Consider the following 22,840-nt stretch of genomic DNA (forward strand, 5'->3'; position numbering starts at 1 on the left):
ATATAATTCTCGCATAGATACCCACCAGCGCCTTCGATGTCCGCCTATACCTTCACCCTGCTCTTCGCCATCGCGGTCGTCGCGATGACGGGCACCAAGCTGTGGCTCGCGTCGCGGCAGATCCGCTTCGTCGCCGCGCATCGCGGCCGCGTGCCCGCGCAGTTCCGCGAGACGATCCCGCTCGCCGCGCACCAGCGCGCCGCCGACTACACGATCGAGCGCACGCGGCTCACGATGTTCGAGATCGTCGTCGCCTCGGCGGTGCTCGTCGGCCTCACGCTCCTGGGCGGCGTCGGCGCGCTCGATTCGCTGCTCGCCGGCTGGCTCGGCCACGGCTACGGCCAGCAGGTCGCGCTCGTCGCGGCGGTGCTCGTGATCTCGGGCGCGATCGATCTGCCGTTCGACTACTACCGCCAGTTCGGCATCGAAGAGCGCTTCGGCTTCAACCGGATGACGAAGCGCCTGTTCTTCGCCGATCTCGCGAAGAACGCGCTGCTCGGCGCGGCGCTCGGCCTGCCGCTCCTCTTCGTCGTGCTGTGGCTGATGAACCAGGCGGGCGCGCTGTGGTGGCTGTGGACGTGGATCGTGTGGGTCGGCTTCCAGATGCTCGTTCTCGTGCTCTATCCCACCTTCATCGCGCCGCTCTTCAACAAGTTCGAGCCGCTGTCCGACGACGCGCTGCGCACGCGCATCGAAGGGCTGATGAAGCGCTGCGGCTTCGCGGCGAAGGGCCTCTTCGTGATGGACGGCAGCCGCCGCTCCGCACACGGCAACGCGTATTTCACGGGCTTCGGCGCATCGAAGCGGATCGTGTTCTTCGATACCTTGCTCGCGCGCCTGACGGGCAGCGAGATCGAAGCGGTGCTCGCGCACGAGCTCGGCCATTTCAAGCGCCGCCACGTGATGAAGCGGATGCTGTGGACGTTCGCGCTGAGCCTCGCGCTCCTCGCGCTGCTCGGCTGGCTCGCGCAGCGCGCGTGGTTCTACATGGGCCTCGGCGTGATGCCGTCGCTCGCGGGCAGCAACGCGGGCATCGCGCTCGTGCTGTTCTTCCTGTCGATGCCGGTGTTCCTGTTCTTCGTCACGCCGTTCGGCAGCCTGAGCTCGCGCAAGCACGAGTTCGAGGCCGACGCATTCGCCGCGCACCAGACCGACGCGCGCGATCTCGTCAACGCGCTCGTGAAGCTCTACGAAGACAATGCGTCGACGCTCACGCCCGACCCCGTCTACACCGCGTTCTACTACTCGCACCCGCCTGCGTCGCAACGGATCGACCGGCTGCTCCAGCACTCATGAAGCGCGCGCCGACGAAGCAGCCGGCCAGAGCCGCCGCGCGCGGCGGCGAGCGCGCCGAAGGGCGCGTGATCGCCGCGCACGGCCGCCACTACATCGTCGCGCCCGCCGGCGGCGGCCCGATGCTGCAGTGCTTTCCGCGCGGCAAGAAGAGCGATGTCGCGGTCGGCGACCGCGTCGTCTACGAACGAACGTCGGCCGACCAGGGCGTGATCGTCGAGATCGGCGAACGGCGCAACCTGCTCTACCGCTCCGACCAGTTCAAGTCGAAGCTCTTCGCGGCGAATCTCGATCAGTTGCTGATCGTGCTCGCGACCGAGCCGTATTTCAGCGAAGACCTGCTCGGCCGCGCGCTGATCGCCGCCGAGGCGAACGAGCTGAAGCCCGTCATCGTGCTGAACAAGATCGACGTCGAGGCGGCGCTGCCCGTCGCGCGCGAGCGCCTTGCGCCCTACCGCGCGCTCGGCTACGACGTGCTCGAGATGTCGATCAAGGGCGCGCCCGACGACGCGCGCGCGCAGCTCGCGCCGCGCCTGGCCGGCCATTCGACGATCCTGCTCGGCCAGTCGGGAATGGGCAAGTCGACGCTCGTGAACCTGCTCGTGCCGGACGCCGAGGCGGCGACGCGCGAGATCTCCGCCGCGCTCAACAGCGGCCGCCACACGACGACGTTCACGCGCCTCTACCCGCTGCCGGACGGCGGCGCGCTGATCGATTCGCCGGGCTTCCAGGAGTTCGGGCTCTATCATCTGACGGAAGGCCGCCTCGAGCGCGCGTTCCCGGAGTTCCGGCCGCTGCTGCCGCACTGTCGTTTCTATAATTGTCATCATCTGCAAGAGCCGGGCTGCGCGATTCTGGAGGCAGTCGCCGACGGCAGGGTCGCGCCGTCGCGTCACGCGCTGTACGCGCAGCTCGTGCACGAGGCGAGCCAGATCGTCCGCTAGCCGGGCGGCCCGGCGGCCGCGCGCCGCCGCCCCCGCCGCCTATTCGCCATGCACGGAGGAAACGCCGCAATGCGCTTCAAGGCCCCCGATCTCGCGACCGCCCAGCACTGGGCGAACGTGCTCGACGTCGCAGGCGTGCGCTGCGAGCTGCACAACTGCTACGCGCTCGGCGCGCTGGGCGGGCTGCCGATGGATGCGTGCCAGCCGGAGATCTGGCTCGACGACGAGCGCGACGAGGCGCTCGCGCGGCGGCTGATCGAGGCGGCGTCGGCCGGGCCGCCCGCCGGCGCGGCGCCGTGGCGCTGCGCGCGCTGCGGCGAGACGCTCGACGCGCAATTCACCGCCTGCTGGCATTGCGGCGCGAGCCGCGATCCGCGTGACGGTTGACGCGCGGCGCGACGCCCGCCCCCGCCGCGAAGCGAGCGCCGTCCGGGCAGCCCTGGAACACCGGAGCACCGAAGCAAGCCGGAAATCGGCACAAAAAAGCCGGCTCGAAGCCGGCTTGCTCGTTGACGAACCTTGGCGCGACGACACGCGCGCGGCATCCGCCGCACCGCATCACGACACCCAGACCGCGATCGTCAGCATCAGCAGGAGTAGCATCCACAGAATCACCGCGCGCCACACGAGGCCGACGGCCGACTGCAGCGTGCGCGGCGAGCAGTCGTCGCCGACCGTGATCGGGCCGCTGTCGCCCGCCGCGAGCGCATCGACGCTCGACGGCTCCGCGAGCGGGCCCGCGAGCCGCGCGCCGAGCGCACCGCTGCCGGCCGCGAGCAGCACGCCGTCGTTCGAGTCGGGCCACTGGCGCGTGTGATTGCGCCAGGCGTAGATCGCGTCCTCGAAGTTGCCGACGATCGCGAAGCCGAGCGCGGTCAGGCGCGCCGGCACCCAGTCGATCGCGAAGAACGCGCGCTGCGCGAACGTCGAGAACGCTGCGGTGCGATCGTCCGCCGGCACCGACCAGCTACGCGACAGATATTCGGCGATCCGGTACAGCACCGCGCCCGCCGGGCCGATCGGCAGCACGAACCAGAAAAACACGCCGAACACGTGACGATGCGACGCGACGACCGCATGGATCAGCGTGTGGCGGACGATTTCGCTGACCGGCATGTCGACCGTGTCGATGCCCGTCCATTCGCGCAGGATGTCGCGCGCGCGCGGCACGTCGTCGTTGTTGAGCGCGAGATGGATATCGGTGAAGTAATGGCTGAACTGCCTGAAGCCGAGCGTGAAGTACACGACGGCGACGTTCCAGAGGAACGCGAGCACGAAGCTCACCTTGTACAGCAGGAAATAGACGAGCCCGACGCCGAGCACCCACGGCAGCACGACGATGAGCCACGCGAGCACGCCGTGCTTCTTTTTGCCGGCGTCGAAGCCGTGCGCAGCCGATTCCGCATGAGACTGAAACAGCGCGAAGACCGGATTGCTCGGCGACAGCGCGCGGACCTGTTCGATGATGAGAGCAAGGAGAACCGAGAAGAAAGTCATGCGAAGGGCCGTGCCGTTCTGGGATGATTGATTTTTCGCGTAAAGATAGCACAGCAGGCGCGTCGGATGGCTCCGGCTTGCGCAGACTGTGGCGCCCGCCACTAGGCCGCGAGAAAGCGATACAGGTTGCGCAGCATGCCGGCCGTCGCGCCCCAGATGAAATACTGGCCGCCGACCGGCCCGCGCGGATACGGCATCGCGAAAAAGCGCCGCTCGCCGCCCTCCCAGCGGAACACCCTCACCTGGTGATGCGCGGGGTTCATCAGGAAATCGAGCGGCACCTCGAAGATCTCGGCCACTTCGAGCGTATCCGCCTGCACCGTAAACGGCGGATGGACGAGCGCGACAACGGGCGTCACGCAAAAGCCCGTGCCCGTCAGATAGTCGGGCAGCGCGCCCAGCAATTCGACGCGCTCGTGCGAAAGCGCGATTTCCTCGTGCGCCTCGCGCAGCGCGGTGGCGTTCGCGTCGCGGTCGTCGGGCTCGCGGCGCCCGCCCGGAAAGCTGATCTGGCCGGCATGATCGTTCAGGTGATCCGCGCGCTGCGTGAGCAGCACCGTCAGGCCGCGCTCGCGCACGACGAGCGGCACGAGCACGGCCGCGCTGCGCGGATCGACGCTGTCGGCAAGCTGCGCCTCGGCGGGCTCCTGCGTCCATTCGGGCGGCTGCGCGAAGCGCTCGCGCAGGCCGGCCGGGGTCAGCAACGACGGCGGGATGGCGGGCAGTCCGGTGCCGGTCGTCTCGATCGGCAGCACTTCGGGGTCGATGATGGGGCGACGGGTCAAGGGACGCTCGGCTTGGAATGGATAGGACCATATTGTCGCGCCGAAAAGAAAAAAACGCCCGTCGGGGCCGCTCGCCGGACGGCGCCCGTCGTCGGCGAGCGCGGCGTTCGCCCGAGATTCGGCCGCGCATTCAGCCGCGCATTCAGCCGCGCATTCAGCCGATACGCTCGTCGGGCCGTGACGCGCTACGGGGGGCGCAGGAGCGATATCGACTGCGGCCCGACGGTCGAATGCATGCTAGTCATCGCGCCAAACGTCGCGCGAAATGCGAATGGCAGGATTCGGCAACGCGGCGCCCGCGGCGGGCCGCGCCCCGCTCATCCACGACCCTCGCCTCGACGCGATGTCGTTCTACGTGTCGACGTCGTCGAATTGCGAGGTCGTCAGCTACGCGGCGCTCGTGCGCATGACGATCTCACACGCCGGCAAATGCTTGTCGATCGGCGGTTTGAGTTGGGTCGCGACCGATCCCGCACACCGTCTCGGCGGCGACGCACGAACGCCGCGCCTCGCCGCCCATCGGCCACACGGGAGCACACGCTAAACGATCGCGCCGGTCGCCGCCGCGATGGCCGGATGCAAAAAAGCCGCTGCCTCGCAGCGGCCCTCGACAGCCGGTCGAAAAAAAGCGCCGTGCGGGAAACCTCCGCACGGCGCTTTTCCACGCCTGGCGAAACGCACGCCGAACGACTTCCGGCGCGCGTTTCCGACTGCGCTTACTGCTGCGCAGCAGCGGCGCGATCCTTCGACACCAGCTTTTCCTTGATTCGAGCCGACTTGCCCGAACGCTCGCGCAGGTAGTACAGCTTCGCGCGGCGCACGTCGCCGCGGCGCTTCACGACGATGCTCGCGAGCAGCGGCGAGTACGTCTGGAACGTACGCTCGACGCCTTCGCCCGACGAGATCTTGCGGACGATGAACGACGAGTTCAGGCCACGGTTGCGCTTCGCGATCACGACGCCTTCGTAAGCCTGAACGCGCTTGCGGTTGCCTTCCACCACGTTCACGTTCACGATCACCGTGTCGCCCGGGGCGAATTCGGGGATCGTCTTGCCTGCGAGCGCGCGCTCGATCTCTTCCTGCTCAAGTTTTCCGATCAGATTCATCACTGACTCCTAAAGCCATCTTGTCGGCGTTTGCGCCCGCCTGCTTCCAGGCTCGGCCCCGATAGAGGATGGATTCACATCAGGCGCCGCGCACGCATGCGCGGCACCGCCAAATTCGCAAACGAAAGCGCCGCCGCCTCAGGAGGCCTGCTTCGCTTCTTTCGCGAGACTTGCAAGCCATGCCTCGTCGGCCCGGCTCAGCAACTTTTCGCGACGCGCCCGCGCGATCAGGTCGGGGCGCTTCGCGAGGGTGTTTCTCAACGCTTCCTGCCGGCGCCAGCGCTCGATCTCGGCATGATGTCCACCGAGCAGCACGTCCGGCACGCGCGCGCCCTCGTACTCCTCGGGACGCGTGTAATGCGGGCAATCGAGCAGCCCGTCGGCGAAGCTGTCCTGCACCGCCGATTGCGCATCGTTCAGCACGCCCGGCAGCAGTCGCACGACGGCGTCCATCAGCGCCATCGCCGGCAGTTCGCCGCCCGACAGCACGAAATCGCCGAGGCTCAGCTCCTCGTCGACGCAACGGTCGATCAGCCGCTGGTCGATCGCCTCGTAGCGCCCGCACAGCAACACGACGCCCGGCTCCGCCGCCATCCGCGCGACGCGCTCGTGCGTGAGCGGCGCGCCCTGCGGCGACATCATCACGACGCGCGAGCTCGCAACGCCTTGCGCCGCCTGCGCGGCCTTCGCCGCACCGATCGCCGCCTCGAGCGGCTTCGCGAGCATCACCATACCGGGGCCGCCGCCATACGGGCGATCGTCGACGGTGCGGTAGTTGTCGGTCGTGAAATCGCGCGGATTCCACGTGCGCAAGCCGAACCGCCCCTGCTTCACCGCGCGGCTCGTGATGCCCCAGTCGGTCAACGCGCGAAACATCTCCGGAAAGAGTGTGACGACGTCGAACTGGATCGCGCTCTGCGTGGCTTCGTCCATTTCAGTAATCGGCTTCCCAGTCGACGACGACGCGTCCCGCCGCCTGCTCGACCGCCTTCACGTACACGCCGACGAACGGAATCAGCCGCTCGCCGGTTTTCGGCCGACCATCCTTGCCGGTTGCCTGATATTCGACGCGCATGATCGAATGCACGCCGTTGTCGATCAGGTCGGCGACCTTGCCGAGCGCAACGCCCGCCTCGTTGACGACGTCGAGGCCGATCAGATCGACCCAGTAGAACTCGTCGGCGGCGAGCGCCGGGAAATCGCCACGGCGCACGAACACGCGAAAGCTGCGCAGCGCAAGCGCCGCATCGCGATCGGCCAAGCCGGCCGGATGCGCGACGACCGTGTCGCCGTGCAGCTTCGCCTGCGTGACGCGCACGAACTTCCGCTCCGCACCCCGCCCCACACCCTTTTGCAGCCACCAGTCGCGGGCCTCGAGAAGCGCATCGCCGCCTCGCCCCGCACCGGCATGGGCCGCGAGCTTGATCCAGCCCTTGAGGCCGTACGCATCGACCACCGCGCCGACCTCGACCGCATCGTCCGGCCATGACTGCACCGCATCGACGCGACTTGCTTCCGAATCAACCGCGCCGTCGCGCCCTCCCTTCTCGGGCGCGCGCTCGACCGGCTTGCGGACGAATACGCCGAACGACGGCGACCGCCCGCGCTTTGCATTACCGGAATCGTGACCAGCCATCAACGAACCTCACAGCCGGCACTTCCGGCACGCCGCGCCATGTCAGGCAGCCGGCTGCGCCTTTTGCGCCTGCTTCACGAGACGCTCGACGGTCGGCGACAATTGCGCGCCGACGCCTTGCCAGTAAGTCAGACGGTCTTGAGCGATGCGCAGCGCTTCGCCCTTCGTCGCGACCGGGTTGTAGAAGCCGACGCGCTCGATGAAGCGGCCGTCACGACGGTTGCGCGAATCGGTAGCGACGATGTTGTAGAACGGGCGCTTCTTCGAGCCGCCGCGAGCCAGACGGATGATGACCATATGAAATCCTTCGGGAAAACCGGGTTCGAAAACTACTGAAACGGGCGATTATAGCCCGAAACCGGTGGCACAACAAACACTTACCTGTCAAAAAACCCGGTCGCCGACTCTGGAGGCTTACAATCGATCTGTTGCGCGCTCCGCGCTCGCCCGCCTTCACCCGCCGCCATGCGCCCTCTCATCGCCCTGTCCCGCATCGTTTTGTCAGGCCCGCCGGCGGTACTGCATGCGGCAGCCGTCGCATGTCTCGTTCTTGCCACAATTGCCGCCCCCGCCGCGTCGGGCGCGCTGCCGATCGGCGAACTCAGCGTACCGCCCGGATTTCGGGTCCAGGTGCTCGCCGACGACGTGCCCACGGCGCGCGAAATGGCGTGGTCGCCGCGCGGCATTCTCTACGTCGGCAGCATGGACGGGCGCGTGCATGCGCTCGTCGTGCGCGACGGCCATGTTCGCGAGCATCACGTGATCGCGTCGGGGCTCGAGATGCCGGTTGGCGTCGCGTATCGCAACGGCGCGCTCTTCGTGTCGGCCGTGTCGCGGATTCTACGCCTCGACCGGATCGACGAGCGGATCGCCGCGCCGCCGAAGCCCGTCGTCGTCACGGACGCACTGCCGACCGACCGCCATCACGGCTGGAAATTCATCGCGTTCGGCCCCGACGGCAAGCTCTATGTGCCAACGGGCGCGCCGTGCAACATCTGCGTCGCCGACCGGGACCGCTACGCGATGATCGGCCGGATGAACGCCGACGGCAGCGGCTACGAGGTCTACGCACGAGGCGTCCGCAACACCGTCGGCTTCGCGTGGCATCCGGCGACGCACGAACTCTGGTTCACCGACAACGGCCGCGACCTGATGGGCGACGACCGCCCCGACGACAAGCTGAACCGCGCGCCGCGCGCGGGACTCGACTTCGGCTACCCGTTCTGCCACGGCGGCGACGTGCTCGATCCACAGTTCGGGCGCGGCCACACGTGCGCGAGCTACGCGCCGCCCGTGCTCAAGCTGGGCGCACACGTCGCCTCACTCGGCATGCGTTTCTACACAGGCGACATGTTCCCGCCCGAATACCGCGACAACATCTTCATTGCCGAGCACGGCTCATGGAACCGCAGCCGCAAGGTCGGCTACCGGGTCGTGCGCGTGGTCGCGTCGCCCGACGGCCGCGCCGCGCGCCAGGAAGCGTTCGTCCAGGGGTGGCTGCGGCCCGACGAAAGCGTCTGGGGGCGCCCCGCCGACGTGCTGCCGCTGCCGGACGGCTCGCTCCTCATCAGCGACGACTACGCGGGCGCGATCTACCGGATCACCTACGATGCGACGCATTGACACAACCGTAGCGTGACCGCACCGCGCCCAACATCGTAGAATGCGAGCCGACCCCGCCGCTCCCGGGCCTCACCCGGGCGTCCACGAAGAAGACCCATTGCCTCCCGACATGTCCAGCAGCACGTCCACGCCGCCCCGCTTCCGCTCGAAGACGCTCACCGCACTGCTCGCTTTCCTGCTCGGCTCGCTCGGCGCGCACCGCTTCTATCTGTACGGCTGGAAGGACCTCGCAGGCTGGGCACACCTGCTCGCGACGATCGTCGGCATTCCCGGCTTCCTGCTGCTCGCGGCATCGGGGCGGGCCGCCGCGCTTGGCTGGTGGCTCGCCGTGCCCGGCGCGACATCGCTGCTCGCCGCGTTTCTCGCGGCGCTCGTCTACGGACTGCGCGCCGACGACAAGTGGGACGCGCAATTCAATGCCGCGACGGGCCGCCAAAGCCGCTCCGGCTGGGGTGTCGTGTTCGTCGTCATCTTTTCGCTGCTGATCGGCGCATTCCTGCTGATGACCGGGCTCGCGCTCGCGTTCCAGACGTACTTCGAATCGCAGGTCGAGGCCGCCAGGCAAATTTCGCAATGACGCATCCGCCGGCTCTGCCGGCGCGACACGACGCATCGCCCACGTCGCTCAGAACAGGCTGAGCTGCGACTGATCTTTCGAGTGGCCTTCCGCTTGCGCCGCCGTGCGCGGCCGCGCGAGCGACCGCGGCAGTTTCGAGCGCTGCGCGCAAAACTGCGAAAAATCGAGAATCCCTCGCGCGCGTTCGTTCAGCCCGCAGCGCTTGACCGCCATCCGGAAGCGCTGCTTGAGCAGATCGGCCCACATCCCTTCGCCCTTCATCCGGCGGCTGAAATCCGCGTCGTAATCCTTGCCGCCGCGCATGTCCCGCACACGCGCCATCACCCGCTCCGCGCGATCAGGGAAATGCGCGGCGAGCCATTCGGTGAAAAGCGGCGCGACTTCCCACGGCAGCCGCAGCACGATATAGCTCGCGTGCGTCGCCCCCGCGTCCGCGCACGCCTCGAGCACGCGTTCGAGATCCGGTTCGGTGACGAACGGAATCATCGGCGCGACGCTCACGCCGACCGGCACCCCGGCGTCGCGCAGCGCACGGATCGTTCGAAGCCGGCGCGCGGGCGTCGCCGCACGCGGCTCGAGCGCACGCGCGAGTTCGGGATCGAGCGTCGTGATCGTGACGGCCGCCATCACCTGCCGGCGCTCGGCCATCGGCGCGAGCAAATCGAGATCGCGCTCGATCAGCGGCGACTTCGTGATCGCGGCAAACGGCTGACCGTGGTCGTGCATCACCTGGATCACCTGCCGCGTGATCCGCAGTTCGCGCTCGACCGGCTGATACGCGTCGGTATTCACGCCGAGCGCGATCGGCTCAGGCACGTAGCACGGCTTCGCGAGTTCGCGCTCGAGCAACTCCGCGGCGTTCACCTTCGCGTAGATCCGGCTCTCGAAATCGAGCCCCGGCGACAGCCCGAGATAGCTGTGCGTCGGCCGCGCGAAGCAGTAAATGCAGCCGTGCTCGCACCCGCGATACGGGTTCAGCGACACGTTGAACGGAATGTCCGGCGACGCATTGCGCGTGAGGATCGTCCTCGCGCGCTCCTCGAACTCCTGCGTGCGCAACGGCGCGGGCGGCTCGCCATCGTTGTCGCGCGTCCAGCCGTCGTCGACCGTCTCGCGCTCGACGGTCTCGTAACGCCCCTGCAGGTTGCCCACCGCGCCGCGCCCCTTGCGGGGCGCGGGCGGCGCCACTGGATATTCGACGTCGGATCGTTCGCTCATCGTGCCTCTGGTAAGCGGCCCGGGCCGCCAATGACAAAACCGCCAATTACTGTACAAACATACAGTAATTGGCGGTTCATGCCAAGCGCCTCGGACGCGCGCTCACTCGTTGACCGCGATCATCAGCGTCTCCTTGATCTCCTCCATCACGACATAGCTCTTCGATTGCACGGCGCCCGGGAGCTGCAGCAGGATGTCGCCGAGCAGCTTCCGGTAGTCGGCCATCTCGCCGATCCGCGCCTTGATCAGATAATCGAAGTCGCCCGACACCAGATGGCATTCGAGCACCTCGTCGATCTTCATCACTTCGCGGCGAAACTGCTCGAACATGTTGCCGCTCTTGTGATCGAGCGTGATCTCGACGAACACGAGCAGCGCGGCGCCGAGCTGCGCGGGATCGACGTGCGCGTGGTAGCCGGTGATCACGCCGTCGCGCTCCATCCGCCGCACCCGCTCGATACACGGCGTGACCGTCAGGCCGACGCGCTCGGCGAGGTCCTTCATCGCCATGCGGCCGTCCTCTTGCAGCAGCTTCAGAATGCGCCGGTCGAGCTTGTCGAGCGCGCGTACCGGCTGACGTTGAGTTCTCATCTCTTTTTTACTGAAAATTGGAAAAATACAATAACAAAACCTAGTGACTCAACCATACCATAGCGCAAAAAACTAGGCCGTATGGAGATCGCAGAGCGCATCGGGTGCGCCGCGCCATCCGGCGTTTTCTCTATCCGGAGCAGCTATGCGTGTGGTTATTTTGGGCAGTGGCGTGGTCGGCGTGGCGAGCGCCTATTATCTGGCGCGCGCGGGCCACGAAGTCACGGTGATCGACCGCGAGGCCGGCCCCGCCCTCGACACGAGCTTTGCGAACGCGGGCCAGATCTCGCCCGGCTACGCGGCGCCGTGGGCCGCGCCCGGCGTGCCGCTGAAGGCGGTCAAGTGGATGTTCGAAAAGCACGCGCCGCTCGCGATCCGCCTCGACGGCACGCGCTTCCAGTTGCAATGGATGTGGCAGATGCTGCGCAACTGCACGACCGAGCGTTATGCGCTGAACAAGGGCCGGATGGTGCGCCTCGCCGAATACAGCCGCGATTGCCTGCAGGCGCTGCGCGCCGAGATGGGCATCCAGTACGAAGGCCGCACGGGCGGCACGCTGCAGGTCTTCCGCACGCAGCAGCAGCTCGACGGCGCCGCGAAGGACATCGCGGTGCTGCGCGAGGCGAACGTGGCGTTCGAGCTGCTGTCGAGCGACGCGCTGAAGAAGGCCGAGCCGGCGCTCGCCGCGGTGTCGCACAAGCTGACGGGCGGCCTGCGGCTGCCGGGCGACGAGACGGGCGACTGCCAGCTCTTCACGACGCGCCTCGCCGCGCTCGCCGAGCAGCTCGGCGTGACGTTCCGATTCAACACCAGCATCGACGCGCTCGCCGTCGCGGGCGGCAAGATCGCGGGCGTCCAGTGCGGCGGCGAGATGGTGCGCGCCGATGCCTACGTGGTCGCGCTCGGCTCGTACTCGACGAACCTCGTCGCGAATCTCGTGAAGATCCCGGTATATCCGCTGAAGGGCTATTCGATCACCGCGCCAATCGTCGACGCGGCGAAGGCGCCCGTGTCGACCGTACTCGACGAAACCTACAAGATCGCGATCACGCGTTTCGACGATCGGATCCGCGTTGGCGGGATGGCGGAGATCGTCGGCTTCGACAAGCGGCTGCGGCAGGCGCGCCGCGAAACGCTCGACATGTGCGTGAACGACCTGTTCCCGGGTGGCGGCGACACGGCGAACGCGACGTTCTGGACCGGCCTGCGGCCGATGACGCCGGACGGCACGCCGATCGTCGGCCGCACGCCCGTGCCGAACCTGTTCCTCAACACGGGCCACGGCACGCTCGGCTGGACGATGTCGTGCGGCTCCGGCCAGTTGCTCGCCGATCTGATGTCCGGCAAGAAGCCCGCGATCCGCGCGGACGACCTGTCGGTGCATCGCTATCTGAGCGAGACGGACGGCGAGCATCGCCCCGCGTACGCATGACGCGCTGACGCGCGATCGGGGCGGCCCGCATGCAAGGCCGCCTCCGCCAAAAAGAACGGCGCCCGAGGGCGCCGTTCTGCGTTTGAGCGTCTAGCGGACGAACCGGCCGAGCCCGACGATCAGAACTGGTCTTCCGTCAGCGCGAACACGCCTTGTCCGCCCTTCGCGCCGACGATCGACGCTTCGAACCCGCTCGCCTGCGCGAGGATGTGCTCCGCATAGAACTGCGCGATCGCGATCTTCGCGTCGTAGAACTTCGGGTCATCGGCGCGCTTTTGCTGCGCGACGAGCAGCGCGCGCGCCATTTGCCAGCCGCACAGCACGATGCCCGCGAGTTTCAGATACGGCACGCTGCCGGCGAACACCGCGTTCGGATCGCCTTTCACGTTCGCGACGACAAAGTCGACGACGGCCGACAGCGCGCGCGCGCCGTTCTCCAGTTGAACCTTCATCGCGGCGAACGCCGGGCCGTCGTGCGCGCCGAGCGCTTCGACCGTCTGCCGGATCTCGCCGACGATCGCCTTCGCGACCGCGCCGCCGTCGCGCGCCGTCTTCCGGCCGACGAGGTCGTTCGCCTGGATCGCGGTCGTGCCTTCGTAGATCGCGAGAATGCGCGCGTCGCGGTAGTACTGCGCGGCGCCCGTTTCCTCGATGAAGCCCATCCCGCCGTGCACCTGGATGCCGAGGCTCGCGACCTCGTTGACCATCTCGGTGCTCCAGCCCTTCACGATCGGCACCAGATACTCGTAGATCGCCTGATGCTTCGCACGCACGCCTTCGTCGGCCGCGCGGTGCGCGTGATCGCTATGCGCGGCGGCGACGTAGGACAGCGCGCGCGCGCCTTCCGTCAGCGCGCGCATCGTCGCGAGCATCCGGCGCACGTCCGGGTGATGGATGATCGTCACCGACCGCTTTGCGGAGCCGTCGACGGGACGGCTCTGCACGCGCTCCTTCGCGAACTCGGCGGCCTTCTGGTACGCGCACTCGGCGACGCCGATCCCCTGCATCCCGACGCCGAAGCGCGCCGCGTTCATCATGATGAACATGTACTCGAGGCCGCGGTTCTCTTCGCCGACGAGATAGCCGATCGCGCCGCCTTGGTCGCCGTACTGCAGCACCGCGGTCGGGCTCGCCTTGATGCCGAGCTTGTGCTCGATCGACACGCAATGCACGTCGTTGCGCGCGCCGAGGCTGCCGTCTTCGTTGACGAGGAACTTCGGCACGATGAACAGCGAAATGCCCTTCACGCCTTCGGGCGCGTTCGGCGTGCGCGCGAGCACGAGGTGGACGATGTTGTCCGCCATGTCGTGTTCGCCCCACGTGATGAAGATCTTCGTGCCGAACACCTTGTACGAGCCGTCGGGCTGCGGCTCCGCGCGCGAGCGCACGAGCGCGAGGTCGGAGCCCGCCTGCGGCTCGGTGAGGTTCATCGTGCCCGTCCAAACGCCCGCGATGAGCTTTGGCACGTAGCGGGATTTCTGTTCGTCGGTGCCGGCTGTGAGGAGCGCTTCGATTGCGCCGTCGGTCAGGAGCGGACACAGTGCGAACGACAGGTTCGATGCGTTCAGCATCTCGATGCACGGCGTCGCGATCAGCTTCGGCAGGCCCTGGCCGTCGTATTCGGTCGGATGCTGGAGCCCCTGCCAGCCGCCTTCGGCGAACTGGCGGAACGCATCCTTGAAGCCGGGCGTCGCCGTGACGGCGCCGTCCTTCCAGCTACTCGGGTTCTTGTCGCCCTCGATGTTCAGCGGCGCGAGCACCTCGCCGCAGAACTTCGCCGATTCGTCGAGCACGGCCTGCGCCGTGTCGAAGCCGGCGTCCTCGTAGCCGCGCAGCTTCGCGACCGCGTCGATGCCGGCCAGTTCCTTCATCACGAACAGCATGTCCTTGACGGGTGCGGTATAGCTCATGGTGCTCCTCTCCTGGTCTGCTTATGGTGTGAAAAGGGGCGCTCGCCGCGCCCCTTTGCTCATGTTCGACTGGCTCGTGCGTTGAACGCGACGCGCGCCGGCTGCTGAACGTGTCAGCCGAGCTCGTTCACGAGTTCCGGCACGAGCGTGAACAGATCGCCGACGAGGCCGTAATCGGCCACGCTGAAGATCGGCGCTTCCGGATCCTTGTTGATCGCGACGATCACCTTCGAATCCTTCATCCCCGCCAGGTGCTGGATCGCGCCCGAGATGCCCACCGCGATGTACAACTGCGGCGCGACGATCTTGCCCGTCTGGCCCACCTGATAGTCGTTCGGCACGTAGCCCGCGTCCACCGCCGCGCGCGACGCGCCCAGCGCCGCCTGCAGCTTGTCCGCCAGCGGCTCCAGCACCTTCGTGTAGTTCTCGCCGCTGCCGAGGCCCCGGCCGCCCGACACGATGATGCTCGCGCTCGTCAGCTCCGGACGATCGAGCTTCGTCACTTCGCGGCTCACGAACTGCGACACGCCCGCGTCCGCCGCCGCGTCGATCTTCTCGACCGACGCGCTGCCGCCTTCCGCCGCGACCGGATCGAAGCCCGTCGCGCGCACCGTGATCACCTTGATCGGATCACCCGACTGCACCGTCGCGATCGCGTTGCCCGCGTAGATCGGGCGCTCGAACGTGTCGGCCGAATCGACCGCCGTGATGTCCGAGATCTGCGCGACGTCCAGCTTCGCCGCGATCCGCGGCGCGATGTTCTTGCCGTAGGCCGTTGCCGGCGCGAGGATGTGCGAGTAGTCCTTCGCGACGTTCAGCGCGGTCGCCTCGACGTTTTCCGCGAGACCGTCCGCGAGCTGCGGCGCGTCGGCCAGCAGCACCTTCGATACGCCCGCGATCTTCGCCGCCGCGTCCGCCGCGCCCTGCGCGTCGTGGCCCGCGACCAGCACGTGAATGTCGCCGCCGATCTTCGTTGCCGCGGCCACCGTGTTCAGCGTGGCTGCCTTGATCGACGCGTTGTCATGTTCCGCAATCACCAGAATCGTCATCTCTTTGCGCTCCCCTTACAGCACCTTGGCTTCGGTCTTCAGCTTCTCGACCAGCGTCTTCACGTCCGCGACCTTCACGCCCGCCGCGCGCTTCGGCGGCTCCACCACCTTCAGCGTCTTCAGACGCGGCGCGACGTCCACGCCCAGGTCTTCCGGCTTCACCGTCTCCAGCGGCTTCTTCTTCGCCTTCATGATGTTCGGCAGCGTCACGTAGCGCGGCTCGTTCAGGCGCAAGTCCGTCGTCACCACCGCCGGCAGCGTCAGCGACAGCGTTTCCGCGCCGCCGTCCACTTCGCGCGCGACGGTAGCCTTGCCGTCGGCTACCGTCACCTTCGACGCGAACGTCGCCTGCGGCAGGTTCGCGAGCGCGGCGAGCATCTGGCCCGTCTGGTTCGAATCGTCGTCGATCGCCTGCTTGCCGAGGATCACGAGCTGCGGCTGCTCCTTGTCGACCAGCGCCTTCAGGATCTTCGCGACGGAAAGCGGCTGCACCTCGTCGTTCGATTCGACGAGAATCGCGCGGTCCGCGCCGATCGCGAGCGCCGTGCGAAGCGTTTCCTGAGCCTGCGCGACGCCCACCGACACCGCGATCACCTCGGTCGCCACGCCCGCTTCCTTCAGGCGCACCGCTTCTTCAACGGCGATCTCGTCGAACGGGTTCATCGACATCTTCACGTTCGCGATATCGACGCCCGTGCCATCCGACTTCACGCGGACCTTCACGTTGTAATCGACCACTCTTTTCACTGGCACCAGGATTTTCATGCACACGCTCCAAAGTTACGAATACGATCAGCGGCCATTTTATAGCGTGGCTCGCTGACGCGGCGGCGACGCCGGTCATTCAATTTGCGGCTGCGCCGAGGATAGCGCCCCCTTGCGGCATGCCGATAATAGCGAACGGTCGTTCTATTTTAAAAGAGAAAAAACCCGGACGCCAAGCCCGGGCTTTCGATTTTCGCCTCTAATCGGCGGCATCCCTTATTCCTCCTACCATGCGGCGATCACCGCCCCGCCGAACCGGCGCTCGATGAAGCGCTTCACGTCGGGCGACCGGTATGCGGCGACGAGCTTCGCGACCCACGGCTTGTCCTTGTCTTCGGCGCGCACCGCGAGAATGTTCGCGTACGGGCCGTTCGGGCCCTCGATTGCGATCGCGTCCTGTTTCGGCTTCAGGCCGGCTTCCATCGCGTAGTTCGTGTTGATCGCGGCCGCGTCGACGTCGGCGAGCGAGCGCGGGATCTGCGCGGCATCGAGCTCGACGATCTTCAACTGCTTGGGGTTGTCGACGACGTCGAAGCGCGTCGCCTTCAGGCCCGCGCCGTCGCGCAGCTTCAGCAGGCCCTGCTTCTGCAGCAGCAACAGCGCGCGGCCGCCGTTCGTCGGATCGTTCGGGATCGCGATCCGCGCGCCCGATTGCAGCGCCGCAAGCGACTTCACGCGCTTCGAATAGATGCCCATCGGGAACGTCACGGTGTCCGCGACCTTGACGATCCTGTAGCCGCGGTCCTTCACCTGCGCTTCGAGATACGGGGCATGCTGGTAGCTGTTCGCGTCGAGGTCGCCCGCCGCGAGCGCCGCGTTCGGCTGCACGTAATCGGAGAATTCGACGATACGGATGTCGAGCCCGCTCCTCGCCGCGACCTTCCTCACTTCCTCCATCACCTGCGCGTGCGGGCCGCCCGTCACGCCGACCTTGATCGTCTGCGCCTGCGCCTGCGCCTGCGCGCTCGCGACGCACGCGGCCGCGCCGAGCGCGGCGGCGAGCTTCAGCATCATTCTTCGTTGCATCTTCGGATCTCCTCAGCGGTTGCGGCGCCGTCGCGTGCCGCGTTGCGCGGCGCTCGTTCGTCTTCGATTGCCGATCGCGTCACTTGTGGCTCAGGCGCCGCACGAGCCAGTCGCCGAACGACTGCACGATCTGCACGAACACGATCAGGATCGCGACGACCGTCCACATCACTTCGGGCAGATAGCGCTGATAGCCGTAGCGGATGCCGAGGTCGCCCAGGCCGCCGCCGCCGATCGCGCCCGCCATCGCCGAATAGCCGACGAGCGACACGAACGTGATCGTGAGCCCCGCGACGATGCCCGGCAGCGATTCGGGCAGCAGCACCTTGAACACGATCTGGCCCGTCGTCGCGCCCATCGCCTGCGCGGCTTCGATGAGGCCGCGGTCGACTTCGCGCAGCGCCGTCTCGACGAGCCGCGCGATGAAGGGCGCCGCCGCGATCGTGAGCGGCACGACGGCCGCCGCGGTGCCGATCGACGAGCCGACGGCGAGGCGCGTGAACGGAATCACCGCGACGAGCAGGATGATGAACGGCGTCGAGCGCACCGCGTTGACGATGCCGCCCAGCACGCGGTTCACCGCGAGATTCTGCAGCACGCCCTGGCGGTCGGTGAGATAGAGCAGCACACCGAGCGGCAGGCCGACGAGCGCGCCGACCGCTCCGGAAATGCCGACCATGATCAGCGTCTCCCAGAACGACTGCACGAACATATCGAACATTTCACTCAACATACGAAAGCTCCTCGACGACCACGCCCTGCTCGCGCAGATACGCGAACGCCTGCCCCACCTTGCCCGGCTCGCCGGTGGCGAGCACCGCGAGCGAACCGAACGCGCGACCCTGGATCTCGTCGATCTGGCCGTGCAGGATGTTGAAGTCCAGCTCGTAGCGCCTGATCGTCTCGGAGAGGATCGGCTGGTCGACGCCCGAGCCCGTGAACGCGAGGCGCAACAGATGGCCCGAGCCCGTCTTCAGGCGCTCGGCAACGCGCGCCTTCATCGCGGGCGGCAGCTCCTGCGCGATCACGTCGCCGATCAGCGCGCGCGTGACTTCGTGATGCGGGCGCATGAACACGTCGATCACGTTGCCCTCCTCGACGACGCGCCCGGCGTCGAGCACCGCGACGCGATCGCACACGTCCTTGATCACTTCCATCTGGTGCGTGATGAGGACGATCGTGAGGCCGAGCTCGCGGTTGATGCGCCGGAGCAGGTCGAGGATCGCGCGCGTCGTCTCGGGGTCGAGCGCGGACGTCGCTTCGTCGGACAGCAGCACCTTCGGCTTGCTCGCGAGCGCGCGCGCGATGCCGACGCGCTGCTTCTGCCCGCCGCTGATCTGCGCCGGATAGCGGTCCTTCTGCGCGGCGAGGCCGACGAGATCGAGCAGCGGCAGCACGGTCGCCTCGATCTCCGCGCGCTTCACGCCGGCGAGCTCGAGCGGCAGCGCGATGTTGTCGAACACCGTGCGCGACGACAGCAGGTTGAAGTGCTGGAAGATCATCCCGATGTCGCGCCGCGCGCCGCGCAGCTCGCCGGCCGACAATTGCGTCAGGTCGCGCCCGCCGACGAACACGCTGCCTTCGGACGGCCGCGTGAGCAGGTTGATCGTGCGCACGAGCGTGCTCTTGCCCGCGCCGCTGCGGCCGATGATGCCGAATACCTCGCCCTGCGGAATCGTCAGATTGACGTTGTGCAGCGCCTCGATCCAGCCGCGAGGCCCCTCGAAACGCTGCGAAAGGTTGCGAATTTCGATCATGTAAAAAACGGCGGAACGGCGCAGCCGGATGTGCCGGGCTTCGCTGTCGACCGCCGCCGCATCTTGGGAATAGCCCGCGAGTTTACCGCATTCGTCACATTTCTCTTAATAATCGATTTCCACCTTTTCATAACCAAAGGCGATTAGAGGACGACGCCCGCGCGGGCCGTCACGGACGGCGTCTATGATCGAGCCCATCCCCCATAACGACACGCCGGAGACGCCCGCCATGGACGCAGCCGCTTCGACTTCGCCCCGCTTAGCCGCCGATTCCGGCACCGCCCCTCAGCGCGGGCGCCTGCGTACCGCCGACGGGCTCGAGCTCGCGTCCTACCGCTGGCCCGCGGCCGCGTCCCCGTGCGCGGCGCCGCGCGCGACCGTCGCGCTCGTGCACGGGCTCGCCGAGCATGCGGGCCGCTACCAGGCGCTCGCCGAACGGCTGAACGCGGCGGGCATCGAGGCCGTCGCAATCGATCTGCGCGGGCACGGGCATTCGCCCGGCGAACGCGCATGGGCCGAGCGCTTCGATCGGTATCTGGAAGACGCGGACGCACTCGTCGCGAGCGCCGCGCGCGAGAACACGCCGCTCTTCCTGATGGGACACAGCATGGGCGGCGCGATCGCCGCGCTCTACGCGGTCGAACGCGCGGTCGAACGCGCGGCCGCGCGCCGCCCGGGCCTGGCGGGCCTGATCCTGTCGAGCCCCGCGCTCGCGCCCGGACGCGACGTGCCGAAATGGATGCTCGCGATGAGCCGCTTCATCAGCCGCGTGTGGCCTCGCTTTCCGGCGATCAAGATCGACGCCGCGCTGCTGTCGCGCGATCCGGCCGTGGTCGCCGCGAACCGCGCCGATCCGCTCGTCCACCACGGCTCGGTGCCGGCGCGCACGGGCGCCGAGATTCTCGGCGCGATGCGGCGAATCGAGGCCGGCCGCGCGGCGCTGCGCGTCCCCGTCCTCGTCTATCACGGCACCGCCGACAAGCTGACCGAGCCCGACGGCAGCCGCGATTTCGGCCGGCACGTCGGCTCGCCCGACCGCACGCTCACGCTGTACGAAGGCAACTATCACGAGACGATGAACGATCTGGAACGTGAGCGCGTGATCGGCGCGCTGATCGACTGGATCGTCGCGCGCGCGCCGGCGCGCGGTTGAGGCAGGGACGTCAGGAAGCGCGCCGACCGGTTCGTGCGGACACGCCTGCACACGTCGGCGCTCCGCGGCTCGACATCGAGCATCGGCGCCCGTGCCGTCCGCGATGCGCGCCCTACGCGCTCACACCTGCGCGAGCACGCGCAGATGCGCGACCACGCTTCGCCCGAGCGCGGACAGGTTGTAGCCGCCTTCGAGGCAGCTCACGATCCGGCCTTGCGCATGCCGCCGCGCGACTTCGCAGATCTGCTGCGTGATCCATTCGTAGTCGGCTTCGACGAGCCCCATCCCGCCGATGTCGTCCTCGCGATGCGCGTCGAACCCCGCCGACACGAACAGCATCTGCGGCCTGAACGCGTCGAGCCGCGGCAGCCACATCAGATCGACCGCCTCGCGCACCGCCATCCCGTTCGTGCGCGCGGCCATCGGCAGATTGACCATGTTCGGCGCCTGATGGTCGACGCCCGAAAACGGATACAGCGGATGCTGGAAGAAGCTGCACATCAGCACGCGCTCGTCGTTCGCGAATGCGGCCTCGGTGCCGTTGCCGTGATGGACGTCGAAATCGATGATCGCCACGCGCTCGAGACCATGAGTCTCGAGCGCGTGGCGCGCGGCGATCGCGACGTTGTTGAAGAAACAGAAACCCATCGCGCGCGCGGGCTCCGCATGATGGCCGGGCGGACGCACGCTGCAGAACGCGTTGTCGTAGCGGCCCTCGAGCACCGCATCCGTCGCCTCGACGGCCGCGCCCGCCGCGCGCAGCGCCGCGCGCCACGTGTAGCGGTTCAGCGACGTGTCGGGATCGATCTCGACGTACCCTTCCTTCGGAATCCGGCTGCGGATGTAGTCGATGTGCGCCTGCGTGTGCACGCGGGCCAGCGCCGTCTCGCTCGCAAACGGCGCCGTCTCGTGGACGATCAGATCGTCGATGCGGCTCGCGATCAGTTGATCCTGGATCGCCGACAGTCGCGCCGGCGACTCGGGATGCCACTCCCCCATCTCGTGCAGCAGGCAGTCGGGGTGCGTGTAAAAGGCCGTTGGCATAAGCTCGTTCCGCGACGCGGCCGGTGCGCGCCGCAGGTCTCCGTCAAGGATGTCCGCGATATCGTCTGGTGCGAAGTTCGCCGCTAACTTACCACATCGCGCCCCGCGCCGGGCCGGCGCGACGGGCGTGTCGGTTATACTGCCCCGAAATCATCCGTCTCGTCCGCTTCGCTTCGACATGACCTTCCACCAGCCTGCCGCACCCGTCTCGCTCGCTTTCCGTCTTCGCCTCCCGCTCGCCGCGCTGTCGCTCGCCGCGACGCTCTTCGCGTCAGCCGCCGTCGCGCAAACGCAGCCGCAACCGCAGCCAAGCGCGCCGCAAGGACAGACGTTCGAAGAAGAAATCGTTCCGCAGCGCTACGCGAACAATGCGAAGATCGACGCGTTCATCGCCGACATGGTCGCACGCCATGACTTCGACGCCAACGCGCTGCATGCGCTGTTCGCGCGCGTGAGCTACTCGGCGACCGCCGCGAAGCTCGTGATGCCCGCGCCGTCGCCCACCGTCAAGAACTGGCGCGTCTACCAGTCGCGCTTTCTCGACGCGGTGCGCGTGAACGCCGGCGTGAAGTTCTGGCGCGCGAACCAGGGCACGCTGCAGCGCGCGTCCACGGAATTCGGCGTGCCGCCCGAGGTGATCGTCGGCATCATCGGCGTCGAGACGATCTACGGCCGCTACATGGGCAACTTCCGCACGCTCGATGCGCTGACGACGCTTGCCTTCGACTATCCGGACACGCCGAATCGCGACGCGCGGCAGGCGACGTTCCGCAAGAACCTCGAAGACTTCCTCGTATGGACGCGCGACAGCCAGCTCGACCCGACGAGCGTGCTCGGCTCCTACACAGGCGCGATCGGCATTCCACAGTTCCTGCCGAGCAGCATCCGCGATTACGCGGTCGATTACGACGGCAACGGCCACATCGATCTGCGCGCGAGCCAGGCCGACGCGATCGGCAGCGTCGCGAACTATCTGAAGCAGCACGGCTGGGAAACCAGCCGGCCGGTGGTATGGAACATCGCGCCCGATGCGGGCAGCCAGGGCGTCGCGCAAGCGGCGGCCGACGGCCGGCCCGAGCCGCACTGGGCGCTGTCGCAGTTGCTGCGCGCGGGCCTCGTGCTCGACGAGGCGTCCGTCAACATCGCATCGGAGGCGAGCACGCCCGTCACCGTGATCGATCTGCCGACGCCCGGCCGCACAACCGAATACAAGCTCGGACTGCAGAATTTCTACGTGCTGACCCGCTACAACCGCAGCTTCTTCTATGCGCTCGCCGTCTATCAACTGGGCGAGCGCGTGAAGGCGCAAATGGAAGCCAGCGGCGCGCTGACGTCGGCGCCTGCCGATGCCGCACCCGCGGCGCCCGCGGCGCAGCCGTCGTCCGAGTGACGCCGACGCAGCGCGGAGCGCGCAATCGCCGGAATGAAAAAAGC

The 22,840-nt window shown here is 67.6% G+C and carries 23 protein-coding genes and 1 pseudogene; 9 read left to right on the forward strand and 15 right to left on the reverse strand.

Annotated features, from left to right (window positions below; genetic code table 11):
• Positions 1-36: 36 nt before the first annotated feature.
• The 3 genes from WT16_RS11995 to WT16_RS12005 all read left to right on the forward strand — a co-directional run bounded on the left by WT16_RS11995 (position 37) and on the right by WT16_RS12005 (position 2,624).
• Positions 37-1,296 carry a M48 family metallopeptidase gene (locus WT16_RS11995; RefSeq protein ID WP_063533407.1) on the forward strand — a complete coding sequence of 420 codons (1,260 nt, stop codon included), beginning with the start codon at positions 37-39 and terminating at the stop codon, positions 1,294-1,296.
• Positions 1,293-2,237, forward strand: coding sequence for a ribosome small subunit-dependent GTPase A (gene rsgA, locus WT16_RS12000; RefSeq protein ID WP_006025753.1), 945 nt, complete (start codon positions 1,293-1,295; stop codon positions 2,235-2,237). Before WT16_RS11995 ends, rsgA begins: the two co-directional genes overlap by 4 nt.
• A gap of 69 nt (positions 2,238-2,306) precedes the next feature.
• Positions 2,307-2,624, forward strand: a complete 318-nt coding sequence (locus WT16_RS12005; RefSeq protein ID WP_006025752.1) for a DUF2007 domain-containing protein — start codon at positions 2,307-2,309, stop codon at positions 2,622-2,624.
• A 171-nt stretch (positions 2,625-2,795) separates the two neighbouring features.
• Here WT16_RS12005 and WT16_RS12010 read toward each other — a convergent pair whose 3' ends face one another.
• On the reverse strand, positions 2,796-3,734 hold the full coding sequence (locus tag WT16_RS12010; protein WP_006025751.1) for a CobD/CbiB family protein: 939 nt from the start codon (positions 3,732-3,734) through the stop codon (positions 2,796-2,798).
• A gap of 101 nt (positions 3,735-3,835) precedes the next feature.
• Positions 3,836-4,519 carry a CoA pyrophosphatase gene (locus WT16_RS12015; protein ID WP_009913230.1) on the reverse strand — a complete coding sequence of 228 codons (684 nt, stop codon included), beginning with the start codon at positions 4,517-4,519 and terminating at the stop codon, positions 3,836-3,838.
• A gap of 313 nt (positions 4,520-4,832) precedes the next feature.
• Here WT16_RS12015 and WT16_RS31015 point away from each other — a divergent pair.
• Positions 4,833-5,021, forward strand: a pseudogene (locus WT16_RS31015) (GNAT family N-acetyltransferase); the annotation flags it as partial.
• A gap of 214 nt (positions 5,022-5,235) precedes the next feature.
• Here the strand turns inward: WT16_RS31015 and rplS are convergent.
• From rplS to rpsP, 4 genes are all read right to left on the reverse strand, one after another.
• On the reverse strand, positions 5,236-5,625 hold the full coding sequence (gene rplS / locus WT16_RS12025; RefSeq protein ID WP_006025749.1) for a 50S ribosomal protein L19: 390 nt from the start codon (positions 5,623-5,625) through the stop codon (positions 5,236-5,238).
• Between the two features lie 138 nt (positions 5,626-5,763).
• Positions 5,764-6,558, reverse strand: coding sequence for a tRNA (guanosine(37)-N1)-methyltransferase TrmD (trmD, locus tag WT16_RS12030; RefSeq protein ID WP_006025748.1), 795 nt, complete (start codon positions 6,556-6,558; stop codon positions 5,764-5,766).
• A gap of 1 nt (position 6,559) precedes the next feature.
• Positions 6,560-7,261 carry a ribosome maturation factor RimM gene (rimM, locus tag WT16_RS12035; RefSeq protein ID WP_015600907.1) on the reverse strand — a complete coding sequence of 234 codons (702 nt, stop codon included), beginning with the start codon at positions 7,259-7,261 and terminating at the stop codon, positions 6,560-6,562.
• Between the two features lie 42 nt (positions 7,262-7,303).
• The gene (gene rpsP, locus WT16_RS12040; protein ID WP_004189402.1) at positions 7,304-7,558 is read right to left on the reverse strand and encodes a 30S ribosomal protein S16; all 255 of its coding nucleotides are present in this window, start codon (positions 7,556-7,558) and stop codon (positions 7,304-7,306) included.
• A 168-nt stretch (positions 7,559-7,726) separates the two neighbouring features.
• Here rpsP and WT16_RS12045 point away from each other — a divergent pair, with 168 nt between their 5' ends.
• The gene (locus WT16_RS12045) at positions 7,727-8,884 is read left to right on the forward strand and encodes a sorbosone dehydrogenase family protein (protein WP_063533408.1); all 1,158 of its coding nucleotides are present in this window, start codon (positions 7,727-7,729) and stop codon (positions 8,882-8,884) included.
• Positions 8,885-8,993: 109 nt separating this feature from the next.
• Positions 8,994-9,461: an NINE protein gene (locus WT16_RS12050; protein WP_063533409.1), complete on the forward strand. Its 468-nt coding sequence runs from the start codon at positions 8,994-8,996 to the stop codon at positions 9,459-9,461.
• Positions 9,462-9,509: 48 nt separating this feature from the next.
• Here the strand turns inward: WT16_RS12050 and WT16_RS12055 are convergent, their stop codons facing one another.
• Together WT16_RS12055 and WT16_RS12060 are read right to left on the reverse strand one after the other, a co-directional pair.
• The gene (locus WT16_RS12055) at positions 9,510-10,679 is read right to left on the reverse strand and encodes a PA0069 family radical SAM protein (RefSeq protein WP_063533410.1); all 1,170 of its coding nucleotides are present in this window, start codon (positions 10,677-10,679) and stop codon (positions 9,510-9,512) included.
• 102 nt (positions 10,680-10,781) lie between these two features.
• Positions 10,782-11,270: an Lrp/AsnC ligand binding domain-containing protein gene (locus WT16_RS12060; protein WP_006025733.1), complete on the reverse strand. Its 489-nt coding sequence runs from the start codon at positions 11,268-11,270 to the stop codon at positions 10,782-10,784.
• A 145-nt stretch (positions 11,271-11,415) separates the two neighbouring features.
• On the opposite strand from WT16_RS12060, the gene WT16_RS12065 reads away from it, so the two are divergent.
• Entirely contained in the window at positions 11,416-12,702 is a 1,287-nt protein-coding gene (locus WT16_RS12065; RefSeq protein WP_015602124.1) for a D-amino acid dehydrogenase, read from the forward strand.
• A 119-nt stretch (positions 12,703-12,821) separates the two neighbouring features.
• On the opposite strand, the gene WT16_RS12070 is transcribed toward WT16_RS12065, so the two are convergent.
• From WT16_RS12070 to WT16_RS12095, 6 genes are all read right to left on the reverse strand, one after another.
• Positions 12,822-14,612 (reverse strand): acyl-CoA dehydrogenase, encoded by a 1,791-nt coding sequence (locus WT16_RS12070; RefSeq protein ID WP_063533411.1) that lies wholly within the window; start codon positions 14,610-14,612, stop codon positions 12,822-12,824.
• A gap of 113 nt (positions 14,613-14,725) precedes the next feature.
• Positions 14,726-15,661: an FAD-binding protein gene (locus WT16_RS12075; RefSeq protein WP_063533412.1), complete on the reverse strand. Its 936-nt coding sequence runs from the start codon at positions 15,659-15,661 to the stop codon at positions 14,726-14,728.
• 15 nt (positions 15,662-15,676) lie between these two features.
• Positions 15,677-16,426, reverse strand: coding sequence for an electron transfer flavoprotein subunit beta/FixA family protein (locus WT16_RS12080; protein WP_004189750.1), 750 nt, complete (start codon positions 16,424-16,426; stop codon positions 15,677-15,679).
• Between the two features lie 225 nt (positions 16,427-16,651).
• Positions 16,652-17,452, reverse strand: coding sequence for a MetQ/NlpA family ABC transporter substrate-binding protein (locus tag WT16_RS12085; RefSeq protein WP_082874788.1), 801 nt, complete (start codon positions 17,450-17,452; stop codon positions 16,652-16,654).
• Between the two features lie 79 nt (positions 17,453-17,531).
• On the reverse strand, positions 17,532-18,185 hold the full coding sequence (locus WT16_RS12090; protein WP_006025728.1) for a methionine ABC transporter permease: 654 nt from the start codon (positions 18,183-18,185) through the stop codon (positions 17,532-17,534).
• Positions 18,175-19,209, reverse strand: a complete 1,035-nt coding sequence (locus tag WT16_RS12095) for a methionine ABC transporter ATP-binding protein (protein ID WP_006025727.1) — start codon at positions 19,207-19,209, stop codon at positions 18,175-18,177. The genes WT16_RS12090 and WT16_RS12095 overlap by 11 nt, the downstream gene beginning before the upstream one ends.
• Positions 19,210-19,438: 229 nt before the next feature.
• Here WT16_RS12095 and WT16_RS12100 point away from each other — a divergent pair, with 229 nt between their 5' ends.
• Positions 19,439-20,362 (forward strand): alpha/beta hydrolase, encoded by a 924-nt coding sequence (locus WT16_RS12100; RefSeq protein WP_015600898.1) that lies wholly within the window; start codon positions 19,439-19,441, stop codon positions 20,360-20,362.
• A 120-nt stretch (positions 20,363-20,482) separates the two neighbouring features.
• On the opposite strand, the gene WT16_RS12105 is transcribed toward WT16_RS12100, so the two are convergent.
• Positions 20,483-21,406: a histone deacetylase family protein gene (locus WT16_RS12105; RefSeq protein ID WP_006025725.1), complete on the reverse strand. Its 924-nt coding sequence runs from the start codon at positions 21,404-21,406 to the stop codon at positions 20,483-20,485.
• Positions 21,407-21,584: 178 nt separating this feature from the next.
• On the opposite strand from WT16_RS12105, the gene mltB reads away from it, so the two are divergent.
• Complete coding sequence (gene mltB, locus WT16_RS12110; protein ID WP_059934040.1) at positions 21,585-22,796, forward strand: lytic murein transglycosylase B; 1,212 nt, start codon at positions 21,585-21,587, stop codon at positions 22,794-22,796.
• Positions 22,797-22,840: the final 44 nt, after the last annotated feature.

Source organism: Burkholderia sp. MSMB1589WGS, from assembly GCF_001636105.1.
Lineage (GTDB): Bacteria > Pseudomonadota > Gammaproteobacteria > Burkholderiales > Burkholderiaceae > Burkholderia > Burkholderia humptydooensis.